This is a genomic window from Halioglobus maricola (assembly GCF_009388985.1).
Lineage (GTDB): Bacteria > Pseudomonadota > Gammaproteobacteria > Pseudomonadales > Halieaceae > Halioglobus > Halioglobus maricola.
This window is the reverse complement of the sequence record NZ_CP036422.1, coordinates 2,220,867-2,241,205: the sequence shown is the minus strand read 5'-3', so window position 1 is coordinate 2,241,205 and position 20,339 is coordinate 2,220,867. Positions and strand designations below refer to the sequence as shown.

The window sequence follows — 20,339 nt, the reverse complement described above, 5'->3', positions numbered from 1 at the left end:
ACTCTAAACAATCATATTGGAGAATCCATGAAGGTTCTTGTCGCCGTTAAGCGCGTCGTTGACTACAACGTCAAAGTTCGCGCCAAAGCCGATGGTAGTGATGTTGACCTGAATAACGTCAAGATGGCTATCAACCCCTTCTGTGAAATCGCTGTAGAAGAGGCTGTACGCCTCAAGGAAGCGGGCACAGCCACCGAAGTTATTGCCGTATCTGTTGGCGATAAGTCTTGCCAGGAGCAAATCCGTACCGCACTTGCCCTGGGCGCCGATCGCGGCATCCAGGTTGAAACCGAGGGTTCCGTCGAACCTCTCGTGGTCGCCAAGCTGCTCAAGGGTGTTGTCGAGAAGGAAGCGCCCCAGCTGGTTATCCTGGGCAAGCAGTCCATTGACGGTGACAACAACCAAACCGGTCAAATGCTGGGCGCTCTGGCCGGCATGGCCCAGGGTACGTTTGCCTCTGAAGTTGTTATTGAGGGTGACAAGGTCAACGTTACCCGCGAGGTTGACGGAGGTCTGCAAACTGTTGCATTGAACCTGCCTGCCATCGTGACCACTGACCTGCGTCTCAACGAGCCGCGCTACGCGTCACTGCCAAACATCATGAAGGCCAAGAAAAAGCCGCTCGATGTGTTCACTCCCGCTGATCTCGGCGTTGAAGTGACTTCCCACCTGACTCAGGTGAGCGTTGAGCCGCCCGCCGAGCGCCAGGCCGGTATCAAGGTTGAAGATGTTGATCAGCTGATGGACAAACTGAAGAACGAGGCGAAGGTGATCTCATGAGCACTCTGGTAATTGCAGAACACGACAATAGCTCCCTCAAGGGCGCAACCCTGAATGCGGTGACTGCTGCCCAGGCTATGGGCGCTGACATTGATATCCTTGTTGCCGGTTCCGGTTGCGATGCCGCTGCCCAGGCCGCTGCCGCCGTCGCTGGCGTTGCCAAGGTGCTGGTTGCCGACAACGCCGCTTACGATCACCAACTGGCTGAGAATGTTAGCCTGCTGATCGCTGAAGTTGGCGCTGGCTACGACAATATCATCGCTCCCGCCACTGCCGACGCCAAAAACACCATGCCGCGTGTAGCCGCGCTGTTGGATGTAGCGCAGATCTCCGAGATTACCTCGGTTGAATCCGCCGACACCTTCAAGCGTCCCATTTACGCGGGCAACGTTATTGCTACCGTGAAGAGCACCGATGCGAAGAAAGTTATCACAGTTCGCACCACGGCCTTCGACGCCGCTGCCGCCGAAGGTGGCTCCGCTGCAGTTGAAGCCGTTGACGCTGTTCACGACGCTGGCATCTCCGCATTTGTAAGCGAAGAAGTTGCTGTCTCTGACCGTCCCGAACTGACTTCCGCAGATATTGTTATCTCCGGTGGACGCGGCATGCAGAACGGTGAAAACTTCAAGCTGCTCGAAGGCATTGCCGACAAGTTGGGCGCTGCTATCGGTGCATCTCGCGCCGCTGTCGACGCTGGTTTTGTACCCAACGATATGCAGGTTGGCCAGACAGGCAAAATCGTCGCCCCTGACCTGTACATCGCGGTAGGCATCTCCGGTGCGATCCAGCACCTGGCGGGTATGAAAGACTCTAAAGTCATCGTTGCTATCAACAAGGACGAAGACGCTCCGATCTTCCAGGTTGCTGACTACGGCCTCGTAGCCGACCTGTTTGACGCGCTGCCTGAATTCGAAAGTAAGCTGTAACACTCAGCCAACTTTTGATCATTCGAAGAACCGGCCCTAGTGGCCGGTTTTTTTTTGGTTTCGGAGTACGCCCTCTTAGGCGAACGCCGAAATGCCCCTAGTCACGACGCAAGCGATCGGAGATCGCTATCGGCGTAGGGTAGTTCAGAACGACGATGTAGGAAGAGGCGAGGAGGGTGATGATAGTGGTCGCCTGGATGAGCAATGACGCCTGTTCGCTGATTAAGACTGCTCCAGCGGCAACATAGGCAATGAGCAGCGAAAACTCCGAGGCCTGGCCAAGTCGGAACCCGAGATCCCAGGCCAGGGGGCGTTTTTCGCTCACGCCTTTCAGCAGGAACCGGTAGACCACAGGTTTCAATCCCAGCACAAGTCCCGCCAGTACCAGCGCCGGCATCCAGACTTGCTGCAGCATCGCCAGATCAAAACGAGCGCCCACCGAGAAGAAGAACAGGATCAGGAAAAAATCCCTGAGCGGTTTCAGGTTGACCGCTATGTACTGTGATATTGGGCTTGTTGCGATCGTGATGCCGGCAATAAAGGCCCCGATTTCCTCTGAGAGCCCCAGCGCCTTGGCCGCTTCTGCAAGGCCCAGGCACCAACCCAGGGCAAGCAGAAAAATGTATTCGTGGAAGCGGTCGAAGCGTGCGATCAGAGGCAGCAGGATATAGCGCACGCAGAGCAGGGCGATGCCGCCGAGTATGGGCAGGCCAGCCAGCGAAATGGCCAGAGTCTTGCCCATGCTCTCGGTGCCATCACCGGCAGCACTGAACAAAACCATTAGCACGATAATTGCGAGCAAATCCTGAATAAGTAGCAGGCCGATCATGAGTTCGCCGATGTGGCGGTGGTGCAGCACCGTCGTGGGCAGGAGTTTGATGCCGATAATGGTCGAGGAAAACATCATCGCAGCGCCCACGACCAGCGAGTCAGTGGTGGAGTAGCCGAACAGATAGGCCACGGCAAAACCCATGGAAAGGAAGATTGCCGAGCTGAACAATGCCACTACCGTTGACTTGCGCAGCGTCGCCCAGAGAGCCTGGGGCTGCATGTCGAGGCCCAGCAGGAACAGCAGGAAGATAATGCCGATATGACCAATGTCCGCCAGTAACTGGGTGTCAGTGACCAGTGACATGCCATAGGGGCCGATACAAGCTCCCAGGGCGATGTAGGCGATGATCAAGGGTTGGCGGGTGGCCAACGCTAGCGACGCGAAAATAGCAGCGCCGGTGAAAATGAGGAAGAAGGCAAAGGTGATCGAGACATCCATACAGCCAGTGTAATCAAGCGCGGATGGTGATACCAGTAAAGCCGTGCCGACGCGACCTTAGCCGCGCCTTTTCAAGCCAAGGGCGTTTTAAGCTCGGCGGCGAAACAGCGGAGAAGGCTGATTGATGGATGCCTGATAGTACTCCGAGAAATCGGAGAGGCTTTCAAGAGAGGGCTCGAGCAGGCTTTCATCGTCGAACTGGAAAGCGTCGAACCCACAGCGGCCAAGGTATGTCAGCTGGTCGCGTATGAAGTGACCTACAGCACGTACTTCACCCGTGTAGCCGCGATCACGCAATTCACGCGCGTAGGAAAAACCGCGGCCGTCCATAAAGGTGGGGAAGTTCACCATTACCAATGGGATCTCGTTGAGGTGTTCGAGCAGGGGCGCCAACGTTTCTCCCGGCTCCAGAATAACAGCGCGACTTGCGCGTTCTTCACAATCAAGCCATTGCTCAAGGTCTAGTACCTCCGGGCTTGTATCTTCGACGATAGCGCCATTCTTGATCAGCTTAGGCATAGACTTTCTCCTTGAAGGGGGCGATGCCCACGCGGCGATAGGTGTCGAGGAATTGCTCGTCCTCGCTGCGTAAATCAACGTACGTGCCGAGGATTTTTTCCATTACGTCGGGCATGTCTTCCTGGCGGAACGAGGGGCCTAGAATCTTACCGATGGACGCGTCCTTTGCCTGGCTGCCGCCGAGGCAGACCTGGTAGAACTCTTCGCCTTTCTTGTCCACACCCAGAATGCCGATGTGGCCGATGTGGTGATGGCCGCAGGCGTTCATACACCCGCTGATGTTCAGCTCCAGTGGCCCGAGGTCATAGACGTAGTCCATGTCGTCAAAGCGGGCCTGGATGGCCTCAGCAACCGGGATTGACTTGGCATTTGCGAGCGCGCAATAGTCACCACCCGGGCAGCAGATCATGTCGGTCAGGTAGCCGATATTCGCTGTGGCCAGGCCAGCCTTTTGCAGTATCTGCCACAGTGTGTAGAGCTCGTTGCTGGGAACGTCGGCAAGCACCAGGTTCTGCTGATGCGTGCTGCGAATTTCTCCGAAAGAGAAGCGGTCGGCAAGATCGGCCAGGAGTTCGAGTTGGTCGTCCGTGATATCACCGGGGGCGTAGCCGGTGGCCTTGAGTGAAATATTGACGATGCGATAGCCGTTGACGCGATGTTCCACGGTGTTGCGCTTGACCCAGTTGCCAAAGATTGGGTCGGCATCCGCTTTGGCGCTGAGTTCGGCATCAGGGGTGTTATCGAATTCAGCGTAGGCCGGTTCAGTGAAAAATGACTTCGCGCGCTCGATCTCGGCGTCAGTAAGAGTAGTGGGGCCGTCTTTGAGGTGTACCCACTCGCTTTCTACCGACTCACGGAAAGCCTCGATACCCATCGCCTTCACCAGGATCTTGATGCGGGCCTTGTACTTGTTGTCCCGGCGGCCGTGTTGGTTGTAAACACGCAGGATAGCTTCCAGGTAGCTCAGCAGGTGCTGTTTTTCCAGGAACGCACAGATTTCCACACCGATGACTGGTGTGCGACCCAGGCCGCCGCCAACGATGACCCGGTAGCCCACATCACCTTCACTGTTTTTCACCAGCTCGATGCCAATGTCATGTGCGTGGATGGCGGCGCGGTCCTCTTCGGTACCGCAGACCGCGATCTTGAACTTGCGCGGCAGAAAAGCGAATTCGGGGTGGAGCGTAGACCACTGGCGAATAATTTCGCAGTAGGGGCGGGGGTCTACCAATTCGTCACGAGCCACGCCGGCGAACTGATCGGTTGTGGTGTTGCGAATACAGTTGCCGGATGTCTGGATCGCGTGCATCTGCACTTTCGCGAGCTCTGCCAGCATCTCTGGTACTTCTGCCAGTTCCGGCCAGTTGAACTGAATATTCTGGCGGGTGCTGATGTGGACGTAGCCCTTGTCGTAGTCCCGCGAGAGGCGAGCGACAGTGCGCAGTTGGGCACTGTTCATCAGGCCGTAGGGCACTGCGACGCGCAGCATCGGGGCCAGGCGCTGAACATACAGCCCATTCTGGAGGCGCAGGGGAAGAAATTCTTCCTCGCTCAAGGTGCCGGCCAGGAAACGCTCGGTCTGGCCGCGGTATTGGTCGACCCTCTCATCGAGAATTTTCTGGTCGTACTCGTCGTAAACGTACATCTGGTGGTTCCCGTGTGGATTATCCAGTTCTGTGACCGGAGAAATGGAAAGCGATATTAGCAGAACTGACTGCCCGGTAAATAGTAAGATTATTCATAAGGTTAGAACGGTTTAATAGAATTTCAGCAGAACGGCCTGTGCAGTCTTGGGATTGCCGAATCTGCTGTTATAATGGCGGCCGAATCAGGACCCCCACAGGAGTAGAAGATGTCCGAAGAGAGTAGTTCAGCTGGCGATGACAATGGCGTTGCCGACGCAGTTGCCGCAACAGCTGTCATTTCCATCGTTGTATTTTTCATGTATCTCTGGCTCTCAGGAATGCCTTCCTGAACTCAGCCCGACTGTACGCAGCCCGACCGGCACCTAGCCGTCGGGCGCCTTTCAGGCCCCTTTTAATACCAACTGTACAATTACTACCATCACGCCGATAAACAGTAGCGTGAAAATGATTCCCGCCGCGATAAACGTTCCGGCGCGGCCCTGCTTGAAATCCCGCTCTCGATTTTTACTGCTCTGAACCCCAAGCGCAGCGGCGAACACGCTGGCGATAACCTGAAACGGGTTAAGCGAATTCTTCTCTTCCTGCTCGTCGTGGGGCTGATCCGTCATCCGGGACTTATCTCCTTTTTAATTCAGGTTGGGGCGCAACCAGCGCTCCATGGTGTCCACCGATTCCCCCTTGCGGGCGGCGATACTTTCAAGCTGGTCGCGCCCAATTTTGCCAACGGCGAAGTACCGCGCGTCGGGATGGGAGTAGTAGAAACCGCTAACGGAGGCAGCCGGCGTCATCGCATAGCTCTCGGAGAGCTTCACACCACAATTTTTCTCCGCTTCCAGCAAACTGAACAAGGTCGCTTTTTCAGTATGGTCGGGACAGGCGGGGTAGCCAGGGGCGGGGCGTATTCCCTGGTAGCGCTCGCGGATCAAGTCTTCGTTGGCCAGCGCTTCATCCGGTGCGTAACCCCATAGTTCGGTGCGTACATGGCGATGCAGGTACTCAGCAAAGGATTCAGCCAGCCGATCTGCCAGGGCCTTCAGCAGAATGCTGTTGTAGTCATCGTGGTCAGCTTCATACTGCGCAGCCAGCTCGTCTACGCCAAGGCCAGTGGTGACGCAAAAGCCGCCCACATAGTCCGCGACGCCGCTGTCAACGGGCGCTACATAGTCGGCCAGGCTCAGGTTGGGTTTGTCGCCGGGCTTCTCGGTCTGCTGGCGCATATGGTGCAGCGTCGCCAGCTCGGTAGAACGACTTTCATCGGTATAGAGTGCGACATCATCCGCTCCTTTGCGCTGCGCTGGCCAGAAGCCAATAGCGGCACGTGCGGTTAGCAGTTTTTCATCGACAATGCGCTTGAGCATGGCTTGCGCATCACGGAACAGGTCGCTGGCCTGTTCGCCGACCTTGTCGTCCTCGAGAATGGCAGGAAATTTTCCGGCGAGTTCCCAGGTGATGAAAAAGGGCGTCCAATCAATAGTGTCTACGAGGTCTTGCAGCGGGAAATCGTCGAAAACGCGCACACCAGTGAACGCCGGCTTCGGGGCCTGGTATCCCGCCCAGTCTATTTCGGGAGCGCGCTGTATCGCCGCTTCATAACTTAACTGGCGGTTGCGAGGCTCGCGGTTTGCAATACGCTCACGGACTTTCTCATAGTTTTCGCGACGCTCTTCTACAAAGCTGGCTTTGCCATCACCCATCAATTGGGTAGCGACGGAAACACTTCTCGATGCGTCGGGCACGTAGGTAACCAGATCGCGATCATATTGCGGGTCTATTTTTACCGCGGTGTGGGCGTTCGATGTGGTGGCGCCACCGATGAGCAGGGGAACGTCAAATTCCTGGCGCTGCATTTCTGCTGCGACGTGCACCATTTCGTCTAGCGATGGCGTGATCAGGCCACTGAGGCCGATGATGTCGACGTCTTCTTCCTTAGCTACACGCAGAATTTCTTCACAGGGCACCATTACGCCCAGGTCAATCACTTCAAAATTGTTACACTGAAGCACCACCCCAACAATATTTTTGCCGATGTCATGGACGTCGCCTTTCACCGTGGCCATGAGAATCTTGCCGTTGCTGGAATTGCCGGACTCTTTGGCATCCTCAATGTAGGGCTGCAGGTAGGCGACGGCCTGCTTCATCACGCGAGCACTTTTCACGACTTGTGGCAGGAACATTTTGCCCTCGCCAAACAGGTCGCCGACCACATTCATGCCGTCCATCAATGGGCCTTCGATCACCTGAATCGGGCGTTCGAATGTTTGTCTCGCGGCTTCAGCATCTTCAACAATGTAGGTGTTTATGCCTTTTACCAGGGCATATTCCAGGCGCTTCGCAACGTCTTCCTCACGCCAACTCAGGTCTTCAACGCGAGCCGCGCCACCGCCACTGTCTCGATATCTCTCTGCGATATCCAGCAGGCGTTCGGTTCCATCCTCGCGGCGATTGAGAACCACATCTTCAACGGCCTCTCGCAGGTCGTCTGCCAACTCGTCATATACCGCCAACTGGCCCGCGTTAACGATGCCCATGTCCATCCCTGCGCGAATAGCGTGGTACAGGAATACTGAGTGAATAGCCTCGCGAACCGCGTTGTTGCCGCGGAACGAGAAGGACACGTTCGAGACTCCGCCGGAGACTAGCGCACCGGGCAGTTCCTGCTTGATATAGCGCGTGCCCTCGATGAAATCCACCGCGTAATTGTTGTGCTCTTCGATACCGGTAGCCACAGCAAAAATGTTGGGATCGAAAATTATGTCGTTCGGCGACATGCCGACATCGTTGACCAACAGATCGTAGGAACGCTTACAGATCTGTTTGCGACGCTCCAGGTTGTCGGCCTGACCGTCTTCGTCGAATGCCATCACCACCACAGCCGCGCCATACTTGAGGCAGAGACGCGCTTGCTCCAGGAATTCCTCTTCGCCAGCCTTGAGGCTGATGGAATTAACAATGGCCTTACCCGCGATACACTGCAGCCCTGCCTCGATCACTTCCCACTTCGACGAATCGACCATAATGGGGACCCGGGCGATATCGGGTTCGGACGCGATGAGATTGAGGAACGTGACCATGGCTTCTTTGGCATCGAGCATGCCTTCATCCATGTTCACATCGATGATCTGGGCGCCGTCTTCAACCTGGGTGCGCGCCACATCCAGTGCGGTTTCATAGTCACCTTCAAGGACCAGGCGCTTAAACCGCGCAGAACCGGTCACGTTACAGCGCTCGCCAACGTTAACGAACAGGCTGTCAGCGGTAATATTAAAGGGCTCAAGGCCACTCAGGCGCGCGGCTTTACTGCGCTGTGGAATCTGGCGGGGGGCTTTGTCGGCAACAGCCTGGCTGATGGCGCGAATGTGCTCCGGCGTTGTGCCGCAGCAACCGCCCGCGAGGTTGAGAAATCCACGCTCGGCAAAATCCGCGAAGTCTTCATGCATGATTTCAGGCGTTTCGTCGAAGTCCCCAAAGGCGTTTGGGAGCCCGGCATTCAGGTGGGCACTGAAGTAGCATTCGGCGGCGTTCGACAGATCCTCCAGGAACGGCCGAATTTCCTTGTAGCGGCGGCCACAGTTGCTGCCGACGATAAGCGGCTTGGCATGGGCAATCGCGTTGTAGAAGGCCTCGGGGTTCTGGCCGGACAATACGCGCCCACTGACGTCGGGAAAGGTCACCGAGATCATGATGGGCAGTTCGACGCCAGCCTGGGCGAACGCATCTTTGACTGCGAACACGGCCGCTTTTGCGTTCAGGGTGTCAAAAATGGTTTCGATCAGAATCAGATCGACGTCGCCTTCAATGAGTGCGAGCGTGGCTTCGAGGTAGCTCTGGCGCAGTTGCTCAAAGGTAATGCTGCGGGCACCCGGGTCGTTAACGTCTGGTGATATCGATGCAGTCTTTGGTGTAGGGCCAAGCACCCCAGCGACAAATCGTGGCTTGTCCGGGGTTTCTGCAGTGACCTCGTCTGCCACTTTGCGCGCCACCCGGGCGGAGGCCAGGTTCAATTCATACGCCACAGCGCCCAGGTTATAGTCTTCCTGGCCGATCGAGGTGGCATTGAAATTACAGGTCTCGATGATATCTGCGCCAGCTTCGAGGTAGGCGCGGTGGATCTTGCCGACGATATCCGGGCGAGTCATGCAGAGAATGTCGTTATTGCCCTTGAGGTCAGTACCGTGCTCGGCAAATCGCTCCCCGCGATAGTCCTTTTCCTCAAGGCCTTCAGCCTGAATCATGGTGCCCATGGCGCCATCGATAACAAGGATGCGCTGCTGGAGAGCCTGGAGGAGGGCATTGCTAGGGGTACTGCTCATGATCAACCTGATATTTGTCAAAAATCGGGGCGCATCCTAGCAGGTCTTCGATGCTATATCAAAAATATTTGATATAGTTTTGGCTCTTGAATATTCGCCACACGGCCCCAATTCCCATAATATACCCGACTGATTTACTCAGGATCGATTTGCATGATCACTATCACCGAATCTGCGCAGGACTACCTTGCTGAACTCCTCTCCAAACAGGAAGATGCACTCGGCGTCCGTGTCTTTATCAACCAGCCCGGCACCCCCCGCGCTGAAACCTGCATCGCCTACTGCCGCGATGGCGACATCAAAGAGGAGGATGAGCAGCGCAAGTACGATAAGTTCACCGCCTACTTCGACGAGCGCTCACTGCCGTTCCTGGAAGACGCCCTCGTGGACTACAACAAGGACCGCATGGGTGGTCAGCTCACCATCAAGGCCCCCAATGCCAAGATGCCCCGTGTCAATGAGGACAGCCCGCTGGAAGATCGCATCAACTATGTGCTCTACAACGAGGTGAACCCGGCACTCGCCGCCCACGGCGGGGAAGTTAGCCTCGTGGAGCTCACAGAGGACAAATTTGCTGTTCTGGAATTCGGTGGCGGCTGTCAGGGCTGCTCTGCTGTTGATCAGACGCTGAAAGGCGGCGTAGAGAAGACGCTGCTCGAGCAGCTTCCTGAGCTTGCCGGCGTCCGCGACACCACTGACCACTCGGACAAGTCTCAGGCTTATTACTGAGTTCTGTCTCTCTCCCATCAAAGGCGAGCTCCGGCTCGCCTTTTTTGTGCGCGGCTGCGGGTGATCACATGCGGTCACGCATGGCTGAACACAAAAAAGGCGAGCCTAAGCCCGCCTTATGAGTCGTCAGCTGCGATGTCTAGCCAGACTGACGCGCTTTCAACGCATCCTTTACGGTGTCACGCAAGTTGCGGAGGGTAGTCTCGGTGGTCTCCCAATCGATACAACCATCAGTGACCGAAACGCCATATTCCAGGTCCTCAAGATTGGCTGGGATCGACTGATTGCCGGCATTGATATTGGACTCAATCATCAGACCCAGGATTGAATTGTTGCCTTCGATCACCTGGTTACCCACGTTCTCAACGACTAGCGGTTGCAGCTCCGGCTTTTTGCTGGAGTTGGCGTGGGAGCAGTCGACCATGATGTTCTTGGCCAGTTTCGCTTTTTCCAGCGCCTCTTCGCACAGACGAATATGTACAGAATCGTAGTTCGGGCCTGAGCTGCCGCCGCGCAGGACAATGTGGCCGTAGCCGTTGCCTTTGGTGGTAAATACCGACACCTGTCCCTGGCGATTGATGCCGAGGAAACGATGCGGATTGGATACCGAGTTGAGGGCATTGGTAGCCACTGTCAGTCCGCCGTCCGTACCGTTCTTGAAACCCACGGCAGAGGAGAGGCCGCTGGCCATTTCCCGGTGTGTCTGAGATTCGGTGGTCCGGGCGCCAATGGCCGACCAACTGATCAGGTCCTGCAGGTACTGGGGAGAAATAGGATCAAGCGCCTCGGTGGACGTAGGCAGGCCGAGCTCGAGAATATCGAGCAGCAACTTGCGGCCGATGTGCAGGCCTTCCTCGATCTTGAACGAGTCATCCAGGTGCGGGTCGTTGATTAAGCCTTTCCAGCCCACCGTGGTGCGGGGCTTTTCAAAGTAGACACGCATGACGATATACAGGGTATCGTCCAATTCGTCCGCCAGGGCTTTGAGGCGGCGAGCGTAGTCCATAGCGGCTTCGGTATCATGGATAGAGCAGGGGCCTACCACGACAAACAGGCGATGGTCCTTGCGGTCGAGGATGTCCCAGATGACCTGACGACTGTCGGCGACGGTCTGGCTCACGGCGTCGGACATCGGCAGTGCTTCCCACAGCTGCTCGGGAGTGATCAGAACGCCTTGGGAGTCGACGTTAATATTGTGTACTTCGTTGTTGCTCATGGACGTTACCTGATAGAGTAAAACGCTTTCCTCGCCGCAGTATTCGGGCCACGGCGGCGCGACATTCTATAGCAGCGAGCACGTTTTTGATAGGCGCTCACACAGCACATGCAGGAGGCAACGTTGCCGCAAACGGAAAACGCTGTCGCGTACGATTTAACGCCCCTGTACCCCATTCTGGAGCAGGGGAGGGTCATACTCACGCCCAACCTGCGCCTCGGGCGTAAGCTCAGGGAGGCCTGGAATGTTCGCCAGGCACAGGCCGGGCTCCAGAGCTGGCCCTCTGTTCGGGTCTATTCAATCGAGGCCTACCTCGAAAAACGTTGGCGTCAGGCAGTGGCGCTGGGGCAGGTGGCGCCACGACGATTGCTCAGTAGCTTACACATGCGCGAACTGTGGCAGCGGGTCATCAAAGAGGATCAGGCCGCCAATGGCGGCTATCATCTGCTGCAACTGGACAGCGCTGCCGCGCTGGCGCAGCAGGCGCGCGAGAATCTGTTACGTGCAAGGATTGATATTTCAGAGCGAGGCATACGTTCGCAGTTCCAGCTCGATCCTGATTGTGCCTGCTACCTGCGTTGGCTGGAGCGAATGGAGGCTGTGCTTGCTGACCTGGCAGCGGGCACGCTCAGTGATGCTCTTACCGATCTTCTTGGCGTGGCAGGGCTGGAACCGTGTGATGAGGTGCGCCTTCTCGACTTCGACGATATCCCCCGGTTGTTTGTCGATTCACTCGATCAATTAGCTGCTTCGCATGCACCCATCAGCGGCGCGCAGGGCGATGTGTTGCCGCAAGTTATCGCGTTCGATGACAAGCGCAGCGAAATTGATGCTGTTGCCGCGGCTGCAGCCAGGCATTACCGAGAGACACCGGCGCTGACATTCGGCATTGTGCTATCTGATATGCACGGCGATCGCGCGGCTTTGGAGTATGCGTTGCGTCGAGAGTTTGATTGCCTCGGCGCCAACTACACTTCCCTGCCAGTGAATTTCTCGACCGGCATCTCACTCGACCGGGCACCCGTGGTGCGAGATGCACTCGCAATGCTTGAGGTACAGACAGGCGAAGTTGAGCTCGATGTTCTGCTGATGTTGTTGGGCTCGCGCTTCACAATGGCCAGTGACCTCGATGAAGACAAACTGGTGCAACTGGTTAAGCGTCTGAGCCAGGATGGGGCGGCCAGTATTGACACTGGACGACTGCGCTATTTGGCCCAGCAGGTTGAGGTGGCCGGAGAGAGCGGCACAGCCCTGGGTGCCGCCTTGCGCAAGGCCGATGAGCTGCGCTTGCTGCATGCACAGCAAACTCCTGCGGCGTGGGTGGCCAGCATCGGCGCCATTCTGGAATGCTGGCAATGGCCCGGCAGTGGGCCACTGGACAGTATCGAACATCAGCAGGTGACACGATGGTTTGAGGTGCTCGATACATTTGCCGGCTTTGACGAGCACAGTGGTGAAATCACGCTGGCCAGTGCCCTCGCGCTGTTGCGGCGCTGCTGTCAGGATCAGGTGTCGCAGCCCCAGACGGCCGACAGCTCCATCCAGGTGCTGGGGCCGCTAGAGGGGGCAGGCCTGCAATTTGACGCACTGTGGTTGAGTGGTTTTCAGGGAAATCGCTGGCCCGCTCCGGCCCGTCCCAATCCGTTTATTCCGACCGCATTGCAGCGCGCGTCAGACATGCCCCATTGCAGTCCGGAGCGCGAATGGGAGTATGCCGTCGGCTTGTTAAGCCAGTATCGAGGCGCCTGCAATTCATTGTTCATCAGTTACGCGCTCGAGATTGACGGCGTGTCTGAGCTTCCCAGCGCCCTGTTGGAGGGTTTCGACATCACGGCGGCTTCCTCTACTGCAACGATCCCCGAGGAATGGCGGCGGCGACAAGCTGACGCAAACCGCGAGACCGTTGTTGACAGCGCAGCGCCGCCGGCAGCAGGCCCTGAACTCGAGACAATTAGCGGTGGTAGCAGCATTCTGCAGAACCAGGCTGCCTGCCCATTCAAGGCCTTTGCCCGTCACCGACTTCACCTCGAACCGCTCGGCGACCCCGTGGTGGGTTTGTCTGCCTCTGAGCGGGGCAATCTGCTCCATGGCGCGCTTTTTATTCTCTGGGGAGAAATCGAGAACAGTGACACGCTTGTGGCAATGCCTGAGCCTGAGCGGCGTTTGGCTGCCCGGCGCGCAGCTGCGACCGCCGTAGCGGAGATGTCACAGGCACAGCGACAAATCGCAGGGGCTGCCTGCCTGGATATCGAGCAGCAACGACTCGAAAACCTGATGCTCGAATGGCTTGCCCTCGAGAGTCAGCGCGACCCATTTGCGGTCACTGAACGAGAGGCTTCGCTGGAAATGGAGCTGGCGGGAATTCCATTTCGTCTGCGAGTAGACCGAATAGACACTCTGGCCGGCGGTGAGCGTTTGGTAATTGATTATAAATCCGGACGCAATGGCCTGGCCGATTGGCTTGGCGAGCGCATGCGCCAGCCCCAGTTACCGCTCTATGGGATAGCCACTGGCGTCGACGCTGCCAGCTTTGCCCAGGTAAGAGCGCGCGAAAGCAAGTTTGTCGGCCTCGGGGCCGCGACTGGTGTGCCTGGCATCAAGGATGATGTCGGCGCAGCGATCAAACGCTGGGAGGAGGGTATCGACGACTGGCCGGCGCTGGTCGACAGTTGGCGGCAGAATTTAACAGCACTGGCAGAGGCCTTCGTGGCGGGGGAGGCCACGGTAGATCCGCTCGCAAATGCCTGTAATTATTGCGGCCTGGAAGCGGTGTGCCGGGTACAGATTCAAGAGGCGCAAGCATGAGTATCGTCGACGCGGCTGAACGCAGGAATGCGCTGGAAGTCACGCGCAGTTTCTGTGTAACTGCCCCTGCGGGTTCCGGCAAAACAGAGCTTCTCATCCAGCGCTTTCTCGCGCTGCTGGCCAGAGTGCAACGTCCGGAGCAGGTTCTGGCGATTACCTTTACCCGCAAAGCAGCCGCCGAAATGCGCGAGCGCGTCATGCAGGCACTGCTCGCTGCGCAGCGCAACAGCGCCTGTGAGGGTGAGCACGAGCTTACGACCCGAGAGCTGGCTAAAGCCGCGCTTGTCGCGGGCGAAACGCAGGGGTGGCACCTGACCCGCGACAGTTCGAGGCTGAACATCAAAACCATTGACAGCTTCTGTGCCGGTCTCACGCGTCAGCTGCCGATCATGAGCCAGTTTGGAGGGCAGGCCCAGGCCGTCGACGACGCGAGTCCGCTATACCGAGAGGCGGTCACTGATTTATTCAAGCTGCTGGAGAGTCAACGACCCGAAGCGGAAGATCTAGAGCAGCTATTACTGCACTTTGATAACAACTGGCAACGCATGAGCGACCTGCTTGTGACCATGTTGGGCAAACGAGATCAGTGGCATGAACACATGGGGGTAAGGGCGTCCCCGGTAGAGGCGGAGCAGCGGCTGCACGCGATGGTAGCAGCGCTGGTTGACGAGAAACTTGGTGAACTGGCTTCACTTTTAGAACCCTTTGAAGACGAGCTGTTTGAGTTGTTTTGCTACGCCCAGCACAATTTGCAGCAGCCGGTACCGGATGAATTTCCAAGCGCGCAAAGCTCGGATCTTTCCTATTGGCGCTCCCTTATCAACATGCTTCTCACTCAGGATGCCAAATATCGCAAGTCGGTCAACGTGCGTAACGGTTTTCCCGCTGGAAAGGGTGAAGCCCAGGATTACAAGGACCACTGCAAGGACCTGCTGGAGCGAATGGCCGCACAGGAGCAATTGCTGCCAGCGCTCGTTGCGGTGACTGCACTTCCCGATATGGACGAGCACGCCGCTTCCTGGCAGTTGGTGGTGCACCTCTCGCACGTGCTCCCCCTCGTCGCAGCCTGTTTGCTGCTCGTATTCGAGCGCCGTGGCGAGGTCGACCATACGCAGGTAGCACTCTCGGCGTTGGATGCGCTCGGTGAGGACGACGCTCCAACTGAATTGGCAATGCGGCTCGACTACAGCATCGAGCATATTCTGGTGGATGAATTTCAGGATACGGCCATCAACCAGTACCGCCTGCTGGGGCGCTTGACCCGAGGCTGGGGTGAATACAATGAGGCAAACCCCACGGCGCCGCGCACGGTATTTATCGTCGGTGATGGCATGCAGTCGATCTACGGCTTTCGCAATGCCAACGTGGGCTTGTTCCTGCGCGCTCGCGACCGCGGGTTCAATGGTGTTGAACCCATTGCAGTCGATCTCAAGAGCAATTTTCGATCCAGTAGTGCGGTCGTTGATTGGGTGAATGACACGTTTGCCAAAGCGTTTCCACCGCACAGCGATGTGCGGCGCAGCATGGTCAGCTACACGCCTGCGACAGCAGTAAAGCCTGTACTCGTGGAGGCAGCGATAGAGCAGCATGCTTTTCATGGCGATTTTGCCACGGAGCAGGAAGCCTGTTTTATCGCTGATCAGATCGAAGCGAAGTTGAACGATGAAACCTATGCATCGATCGCGCTACTCGGCCGGTCTCGTGGTCAACTCGCTGTAACGCTCGCTGAATTGCGCCGCCGGGGCATTGGTTTCGCGGCTGAGGATATGGACCCTCTCTCTGGTTCGCCTGCGATTGTCGATTTGCTCAACCTGTGTCGTGCGCTTGCCAATGCCGCCGACAGGGTCGCCTGGTACGGTCTGCTGCGTTCGCCATGGGTGGCGCTTGATACCGCAGATTTGCTGGCATTGGCCCAGTCCAGCGAGCATTCCAGATGGCAGAATCTCGCGGCTGTATTACGTGCCAGGGCATGGCCAGAGACCGTTTCCAGCAGTGGCCGCGCGGCGCTGGAGCGACTGGCAGTGTGTCTGGATTGGGCATGGCATAAACGGGAGCGCCTGGCCTTGCGAGTCTGGGTCGAGCAGCTCTGGTTGAGCCTCGGCGGACCTGAGTCGGTCGTGCACGGGCGCTACCTCGAAGACGCACAGCGCTTCTTCGAGCTGCTTCAGGAGGCCGAGAGCGTTTGTGGATACCTCGATATCAGCTGGCTGGACGAGCGGATTGCTCGGCTTTATGCGAGTGGCGAAGGCGCGTCAGCCAAATTAAAAGTGATGACACTGCACAAATCCAAAGGACTGGAGTTTGACTGGGTCATCATTCCGGCGCTTGGGCGTGGCACCCGGGGCGACGGTCGCGACATCCTGCTTTGGGATGAATACATAACTCCCGGCGGCGACAGGGGTTTTCTGCTGGCTGCAGATGATCACAGCGACAAAAATGCTCCGAGTCTGTATAACTTCCTCAAGGCCCAGCGAGCGGAGAAATCCCGGCTCGAAACCACCCGCCTGCTGTATGTGGGGGCGACTCGAGCGGTTAAAAAATTGACGTTGTCGGCAGTGCTCGGAGAGACCAGTCAGCGCAATCCCGGCGAAGCCGCTGAGATCAAACCGCCACCTGAGGGCGCTTTGCTCAGCCGGATCTGGCCAACCTTTTGCAGCCAGATGACCTTGCACGAGCCCCTGGAGCCCCCGGCTCAAGCAGCGAGTGCAGATGTCGGGCTCACCCGGGTACTGACGTTGCCGCCAGTACCAAATCTGACTGCGCAAGCCGAAGAGGGCGCTCCCAATATACCCGAACAGGCGCTCAATCGAGCCGACCGACACGTGGGCACTGTTATTCACGAACAGCTGGAACGCTTGGCAATGATGCCGGGGCTGCCGGAGCAACTGTCGCCAGACGATGATCAAGGTGTGGCACTGCGCTTGCGTGAACTGGGTCTGGGCGGGGCGCTGCTGCAGCCGGCGACTACCCGCGTCCTTGATGCTGTGAACAGAACTCTGGCAGATGAGGAGGCTGGCAGATGGATTCTCAGCAGCGAACATGGCGCTGCCGCCAATGAACTGGAAATCACTCTGGTGGCAGCCGATGGCTCTGCTCAGGAGCTGATTGTTGATCGCACCTTTGTTGATCGGGGAACCGGCACGCGCTGGATCATTGATTACAAGAGCAGTGTGCCCGCGGAAGGTGACAGTGTGGAGGCGTTTCTACAGCACGAGGCAGAGCGTTATCGCCCGCAACTCGACGGCTACCGACGAGGCCTCGCCGGGTTTGGTGCTGAACCAATCAAATGCGCTCTGTACTTTACCGGACTGGGCCGATTACAAGTGATCGACGCTAACTGAATGCGCTTATAACATCATCCGCGAAACGTTTGATGCTATCGATCTTGTGTTCAAGTAACTGGCTGTCGCCGTGATAGAAAGGCCACGGCATCGTCATGATATGGGTTACGCCAGCGTCCTCCAACTGCCGATAGCCGTCGGCAGTCCAGGCGTCATTAGGCGTGGCCATCACTTCAAAAGGCTCATGTTCACGTCCGAATTCAGCCCGCCACTGACGGATCTTTTCTATCGACGCAACGATGTCCGCACTGCTCTGGAGGTCCGTCACCCAGCCATCGCCCAGACGAGCGGCGCGCTTCATCGCGGGGTCTGAAATGCCACCGATCCAGATCGGAATGCGTTCAGTAGGCGCTGGGTTCATTTCCATCGCCGGGAATTGATAGTGTTTGCCCTCGTAGCTCACCATCTCGCCGCTCCATAGCAGGCGCATAATTTCGATCATCTCATTGGCGCGTTTACCGCGGGTAGTAAACTCCTGGTCCATAAGCTCGAATTCATCTCGAGACCAGCCGACACCGAAGGCAGGTGTTATACGGTTATTGGAAATAATCGCCGCCGTACTGATTGCTTTGGCGACCAGATAAGGATTGCGCATGGGCAGAACGAACACATTGTTTGTGAAGCGAAGCTTCTCTGTAATGGCTGCCAGCGCGCCGATCATGACCCAGGGATCTGGCCAGTCGGTAAAGGGCTCCCAGCGCCGACTTCCATCGTCCGTGTAGGGGTAGGGCGTATTGATTTGCTCTGGGTTGACGACGTGATCTGAAAACGACATTGCATGCCAGCCATGTGTGTCGGCGACTGGAGCGAGTCTTGTCAGGTGGGCGACCGAGCTAAACGATGTAGATAGGACGAACTTCACTTACGCAATTCTCCCCGGGGTTGGATGGAAACCTGTTCCATCAACCCCGCGGGGAGCGGATGACGGAACAGGTATCTTTCAGCGCAGCAAGGATGCGCAGAGGCTGAGGATTTACTCTGCAGCGGCGTCTTGTTCAGCGGTAACCATTTCCAGCGTCAGAGCCAGGGCTTCGCGATAAACCACGACAACGGTCTGACCCAGTTCAACGCCGGACATCTTCTCGGGCTCAACACCTTCAAGCAGGTGAGCGCGACCATTCGGATCGAGCAGCGTCACTGTGCCAAGCAGACGGTTCATGCCTTCGATAGTGCAAACAGCGCGCACCAGGCGTGCGCCGCCTGCGACAGGTTCACCGTCTACAACGCCTTCTCCGCTATCTTCGAGAACAACCCACGGGTTGGCCATTTCTTCTTCTGTAGGCTCGCGCAGCTCGCCTTCAAGTGCGGAAAGGTAGGTGAGGACCAGTTTGTCGCCTACTGTGACGTCTTCAAGGTCGACCAGTTCTTCTTTGGCGTGGACTGTGGTGGTATTGCCCATAGGGCCTTTGAGAGTTACCTGTCGATTTTCAAGGTCGATCCCGGTGATCACAGCCTCAGTCTGCACGATAGAAGCGCGAACGTTTGCATCGCCGGCTTCCTCGGAAGCTGGGGTTTCTTGTGCGAGTGCCGGCAGGCAGAAGGCCGCGAGGGCGATGGCAAATCCGCGAGTGGCGCGGCTCAGAGTGTTGTTCATCAATAAAGTCCTTGGAAGATTATTTTGGACTGGAACGCAGCAGCGCTGCTATCCAGCAGTGACACAACATACCCCCGAAGGACCGCTCAGGCAACAGACACGGCGCGCCAGATTTGGAATTTTTTGTCGTTCGCAAGCACACTGACCTGGTCAAAGTGTTGGTTCAGTGTTTCTGCGTAAGCCAGGTGACGGTTGGCCACAACCACGAGGGATCCTCCTGGTGCGAGCCTTGTCTTGCACTGTTGTAGCAGGCGCCTGCCAGCGAAATCATCCACGCTGTGGCCAAGATGAAAAGGCGGGTTGCAGAGAATCATATCGAATTGCTTGGTGCTGGCCAGTAGTCCATCACCGTGATGAAAGTGTGCTGCCTCGTCTGGATACAGGCTCTGCCAATTTTCCTCAGCTGAGGCGATCGCCATGGCGGACTCATCGAAGAAGTGAAATTCTTCGCCGAGGCCGCGCTGTCGGGCACACAGGCCGAGCACGCCATTGCCGCAGGCCAGGTCGGCCACACGTGGCACCGGTTCCAGCAGGTGCAGTTTGTCGATAAGCGCGCGGCTGCCGATATCGAGGCTGGTAGCACTGAAGACGTTGGCCATCGCCACCAGTTCAGCATTGAGGGCATCGCAGCGATAGCGCGAGGGAAGCGGCGTGGCCAGGGGGCTGGCGTCATCGCGACAGGTGCTGAACATGCGCGCCTTGCGGGACCCGCGGTGGCGTTCGGTAGGACCAAAGACTCGGGCGATAGTGTCTGCAGTGTGAGGTGAAAGATGTTTATCCATGCCTGCGCATAGCAGTTCGGCTCCGGCAGGCATAAGTGCGTGCAGCACAGCGAGCTGGTATTCAAAATAGGCGGTCTGTTTGGGCACGCGTAGCACTACCAGCTCAGGGCGCAGAGCGGGTACAGAAGTGCTCCAGCAGACTGGCACTGGAGCGAGAGCATTGGACTGTAAATTGCTTTCCGTGGCGAGTGCGGCCAGCGCTGAATCGGTCCAACTCAGTGCGGGCTGGAGCGCAGTGGAGAGCGCTCCGTGCTCGTCATTTACGACCAGGCACTGGCTGGGCTGGCGTTCGGACGCCGCTTCAATAAGCAACAAGTCTGCGCCACACCAGGCTCGCAGGGGGTCCTTGCTGCGGCGAGGATATCGCTGCAAAGCCCAGCTGCCGAGGCCTGTTTCCAGGCGTGTCGCAGCGGACATGGGG

15 protein-coding genes are annotated in these 20,339 nt (G+C 57.4%); 6 read left to right on the top strand and 9 right to left on the bottom strand.

Annotation, left to right across the window (positions count from 1 at the left end):
* The first annotated feature begins 27 nt into the window (after positions 1 to 27).
* Together EY643_RS10100 and EY643_RS10095 are read left to right on the top strand one after the other, a co-directional pair.
* Positions 28 to 780 carry an electron transfer flavoprotein subunit beta/FixA family protein gene (locus tag EY643_RS10100; protein ID WP_152662093.1) on the top strand — a complete coding sequence of 251 codons (753 nt, stop codon included), beginning with the start codon at positions 28 to 30 and terminating at the stop codon, positions 778 to 780.
* Positions 777 to 1,706: an electron transfer flavoprotein subunit alpha/FixB family protein gene (locus EY643_RS10095; protein WP_152662092.1), complete on the top strand. Its 930-nt coding sequence runs from the start codon at positions 777 to 779 to the stop codon at positions 1,704 to 1,706. The genes EY643_RS10100 and EY643_RS10095 overlap by 4 nt, the downstream gene beginning before the upstream one ends.
* Positions 1,707 to 1,803: 97 nt before the next feature.
* Here the strand turns inward: EY643_RS10095 and EY643_RS10090 are convergent, their stop codons facing one another.
* The 3 genes from EY643_RS10090 to EY643_RS10080 form a co-directional block, all read right to left on the bottom strand.
* On the bottom strand, positions 1,804 to 2,976 hold the full coding sequence (locus EY643_RS10090) for a cation:proton antiporter (RefSeq protein WP_152662091.1): 1,173 nt from the start codon (positions 2,974 to 2,976) through the stop codon (positions 1,804 to 1,806).
* Positions 2,977 to 3,063: 87 nt separating this feature from the next.
* Positions 3,064 to 3,495 carry a DUF934 domain-containing protein gene (locus EY643_RS10085; protein WP_152662090.1) on the bottom strand — a complete coding sequence of 144 codons (432 nt, stop codon included), beginning with the start codon at positions 3,493 to 3,495 and terminating at the stop codon, positions 3,064 to 3,066.
* The gene (locus tag EY643_RS10080; protein ID WP_152662089.1) at positions 3,488 to 5,140 is read right to left on the bottom strand and encodes a nitrite/sulfite reductase; all 1,653 of its coding nucleotides are present in this window, start codon (positions 5,138 to 5,140) and stop codon (positions 3,488 to 3,490) included. Before EY643_RS10080 ends, EY643_RS10085 begins: the two co-directional genes overlap by 8 nt.
* 207 nt (positions 5,141 to 5,347) lie before the next feature.
* On the opposite strand from EY643_RS10080, the gene EY643_RS19685 reads away from it, so the two are divergent.
* Positions 5,348 to 5,470 carry a methionine synthase gene (locus tag EY643_RS19685; protein ID WP_205743028.1) on the top strand — a complete coding sequence of 41 codons (123 nt, stop codon included), beginning with the start codon at positions 5,348 to 5,350 and terminating at the stop codon, positions 5,468 to 5,470.
* A 51-nt stretch (positions 5,471 to 5,521) separates the two neighbouring features.
* On the opposite strand, the gene EY643_RS10075 is transcribed toward EY643_RS19685, so the two are convergent.
* Together EY643_RS10075 and metH are read right to left on the bottom strand one after the other, a co-directional pair.
* Positions 5,522 to 5,749: a DUF2970 domain-containing protein gene (locus EY643_RS10075; RefSeq protein ID WP_152662088.1), complete on the bottom strand. Its 228-nt coding sequence runs from the start codon at positions 5,747 to 5,749 to the stop codon at positions 5,522 to 5,524.
* An 18-nt stretch (positions 5,750 to 5,767) separates the two neighbouring features.
* Entirely contained in the window at positions 5,768 to 9,451 is a 3,684-nt protein-coding gene (gene metH / locus EY643_RS10070) for a methionine synthase (RefSeq protein ID WP_152662087.1), read from the bottom strand.
* A gap of 153 nt (positions 9,452 to 9,604) precedes the next feature.
* Between metH and nfuA the strand changes: the two genes are divergently transcribed.
* Positions 9,605 to 10,180 carry a Fe-S biogenesis protein NfuA gene (gene nfuA, locus EY643_RS10065; RefSeq protein WP_152662086.1) on the top strand — a complete coding sequence of 192 codons (576 nt, stop codon included), beginning with the start codon at positions 9,605 to 9,607 and terminating at the stop codon, positions 10,178 to 10,180.
* A 139-nt stretch (positions 10,181 to 10,319) separates the two neighbouring features.
* Here the strand turns inward: nfuA and EY643_RS10060 are convergent, their stop codons facing one another.
* Entirely contained in the window at positions 10,320 to 11,396 is a 1,077-nt protein-coding gene (locus tag EY643_RS10060) for a 3-deoxy-7-phosphoheptulonate synthase (RefSeq protein WP_152662085.1), read from the bottom strand.
* 123 nt (positions 11,397 to 11,519) lie between these two features.
* Between EY643_RS10060 and EY643_RS10055 the strand changes: the two genes are divergently transcribed.
* Both EY643_RS10055 and EY643_RS10050 read left to right on the top strand, forming a co-directional pair.
* Entirely contained in the window at positions 11,520 to 14,201 is a 2,682-nt protein-coding gene (locus tag EY643_RS10055; protein ID WP_170287351.1) for a PD-(D/E)XK nuclease family protein, read from the top strand.
* Positions 14,198 to 17,542, top strand: a complete 3,345-nt coding sequence (locus EY643_RS10050) for a UvrD-helicase domain-containing protein (protein WP_152662083.1) — start codon at positions 14,198 to 14,200, stop codon at positions 17,540 to 17,542. The genes EY643_RS10055 and EY643_RS10050 overlap by 4 nt, the downstream gene beginning before the upstream one ends.
* Here the strand turns inward: EY643_RS10050 and EY643_RS10045 are convergent.
* The 3 genes from EY643_RS10045 to EY643_RS10035 all read right to left on the bottom strand — a co-directional run bounded on the left by EY643_RS10045 (position 17,535) and on the right by EY643_RS10035 (position 20,335).
* Positions 17,535 to 18,317 (bottom strand): TIGR03619 family F420-dependent LLM class oxidoreductase, encoded by a 783-nt coding sequence (locus EY643_RS10045; RefSeq protein WP_240732665.1) that lies wholly within the window; start codon positions 18,315 to 18,317, stop codon positions 17,535 to 17,537. The two genes, EY643_RS10050 and EY643_RS10045, sit on opposite strands and share 8 nt — an antisense overlap.
* A gap of 198 nt (positions 18,318 to 18,515) precedes the next feature.
* Positions 18,516 to 19,136, bottom strand: a complete 621-nt coding sequence (locus EY643_RS10040; RefSeq protein ID WP_152662081.1) for a hypothetical protein — start codon at positions 19,134 to 19,136, stop codon at positions 18,516 to 18,518.
* A gap of 86 nt (positions 19,137 to 19,222) precedes the next feature.
* Positions 19,223 to 20,335 (bottom strand): class I SAM-dependent methyltransferase, encoded by a 1,113-nt coding sequence (locus EY643_RS10035; RefSeq protein ID WP_152662080.1) that lies wholly within the window; start codon positions 20,333 to 20,335, stop codon positions 19,223 to 19,225.
* Between the last annotated feature and the right edge of the window lie 4 nt (positions 20,336 to 20,339).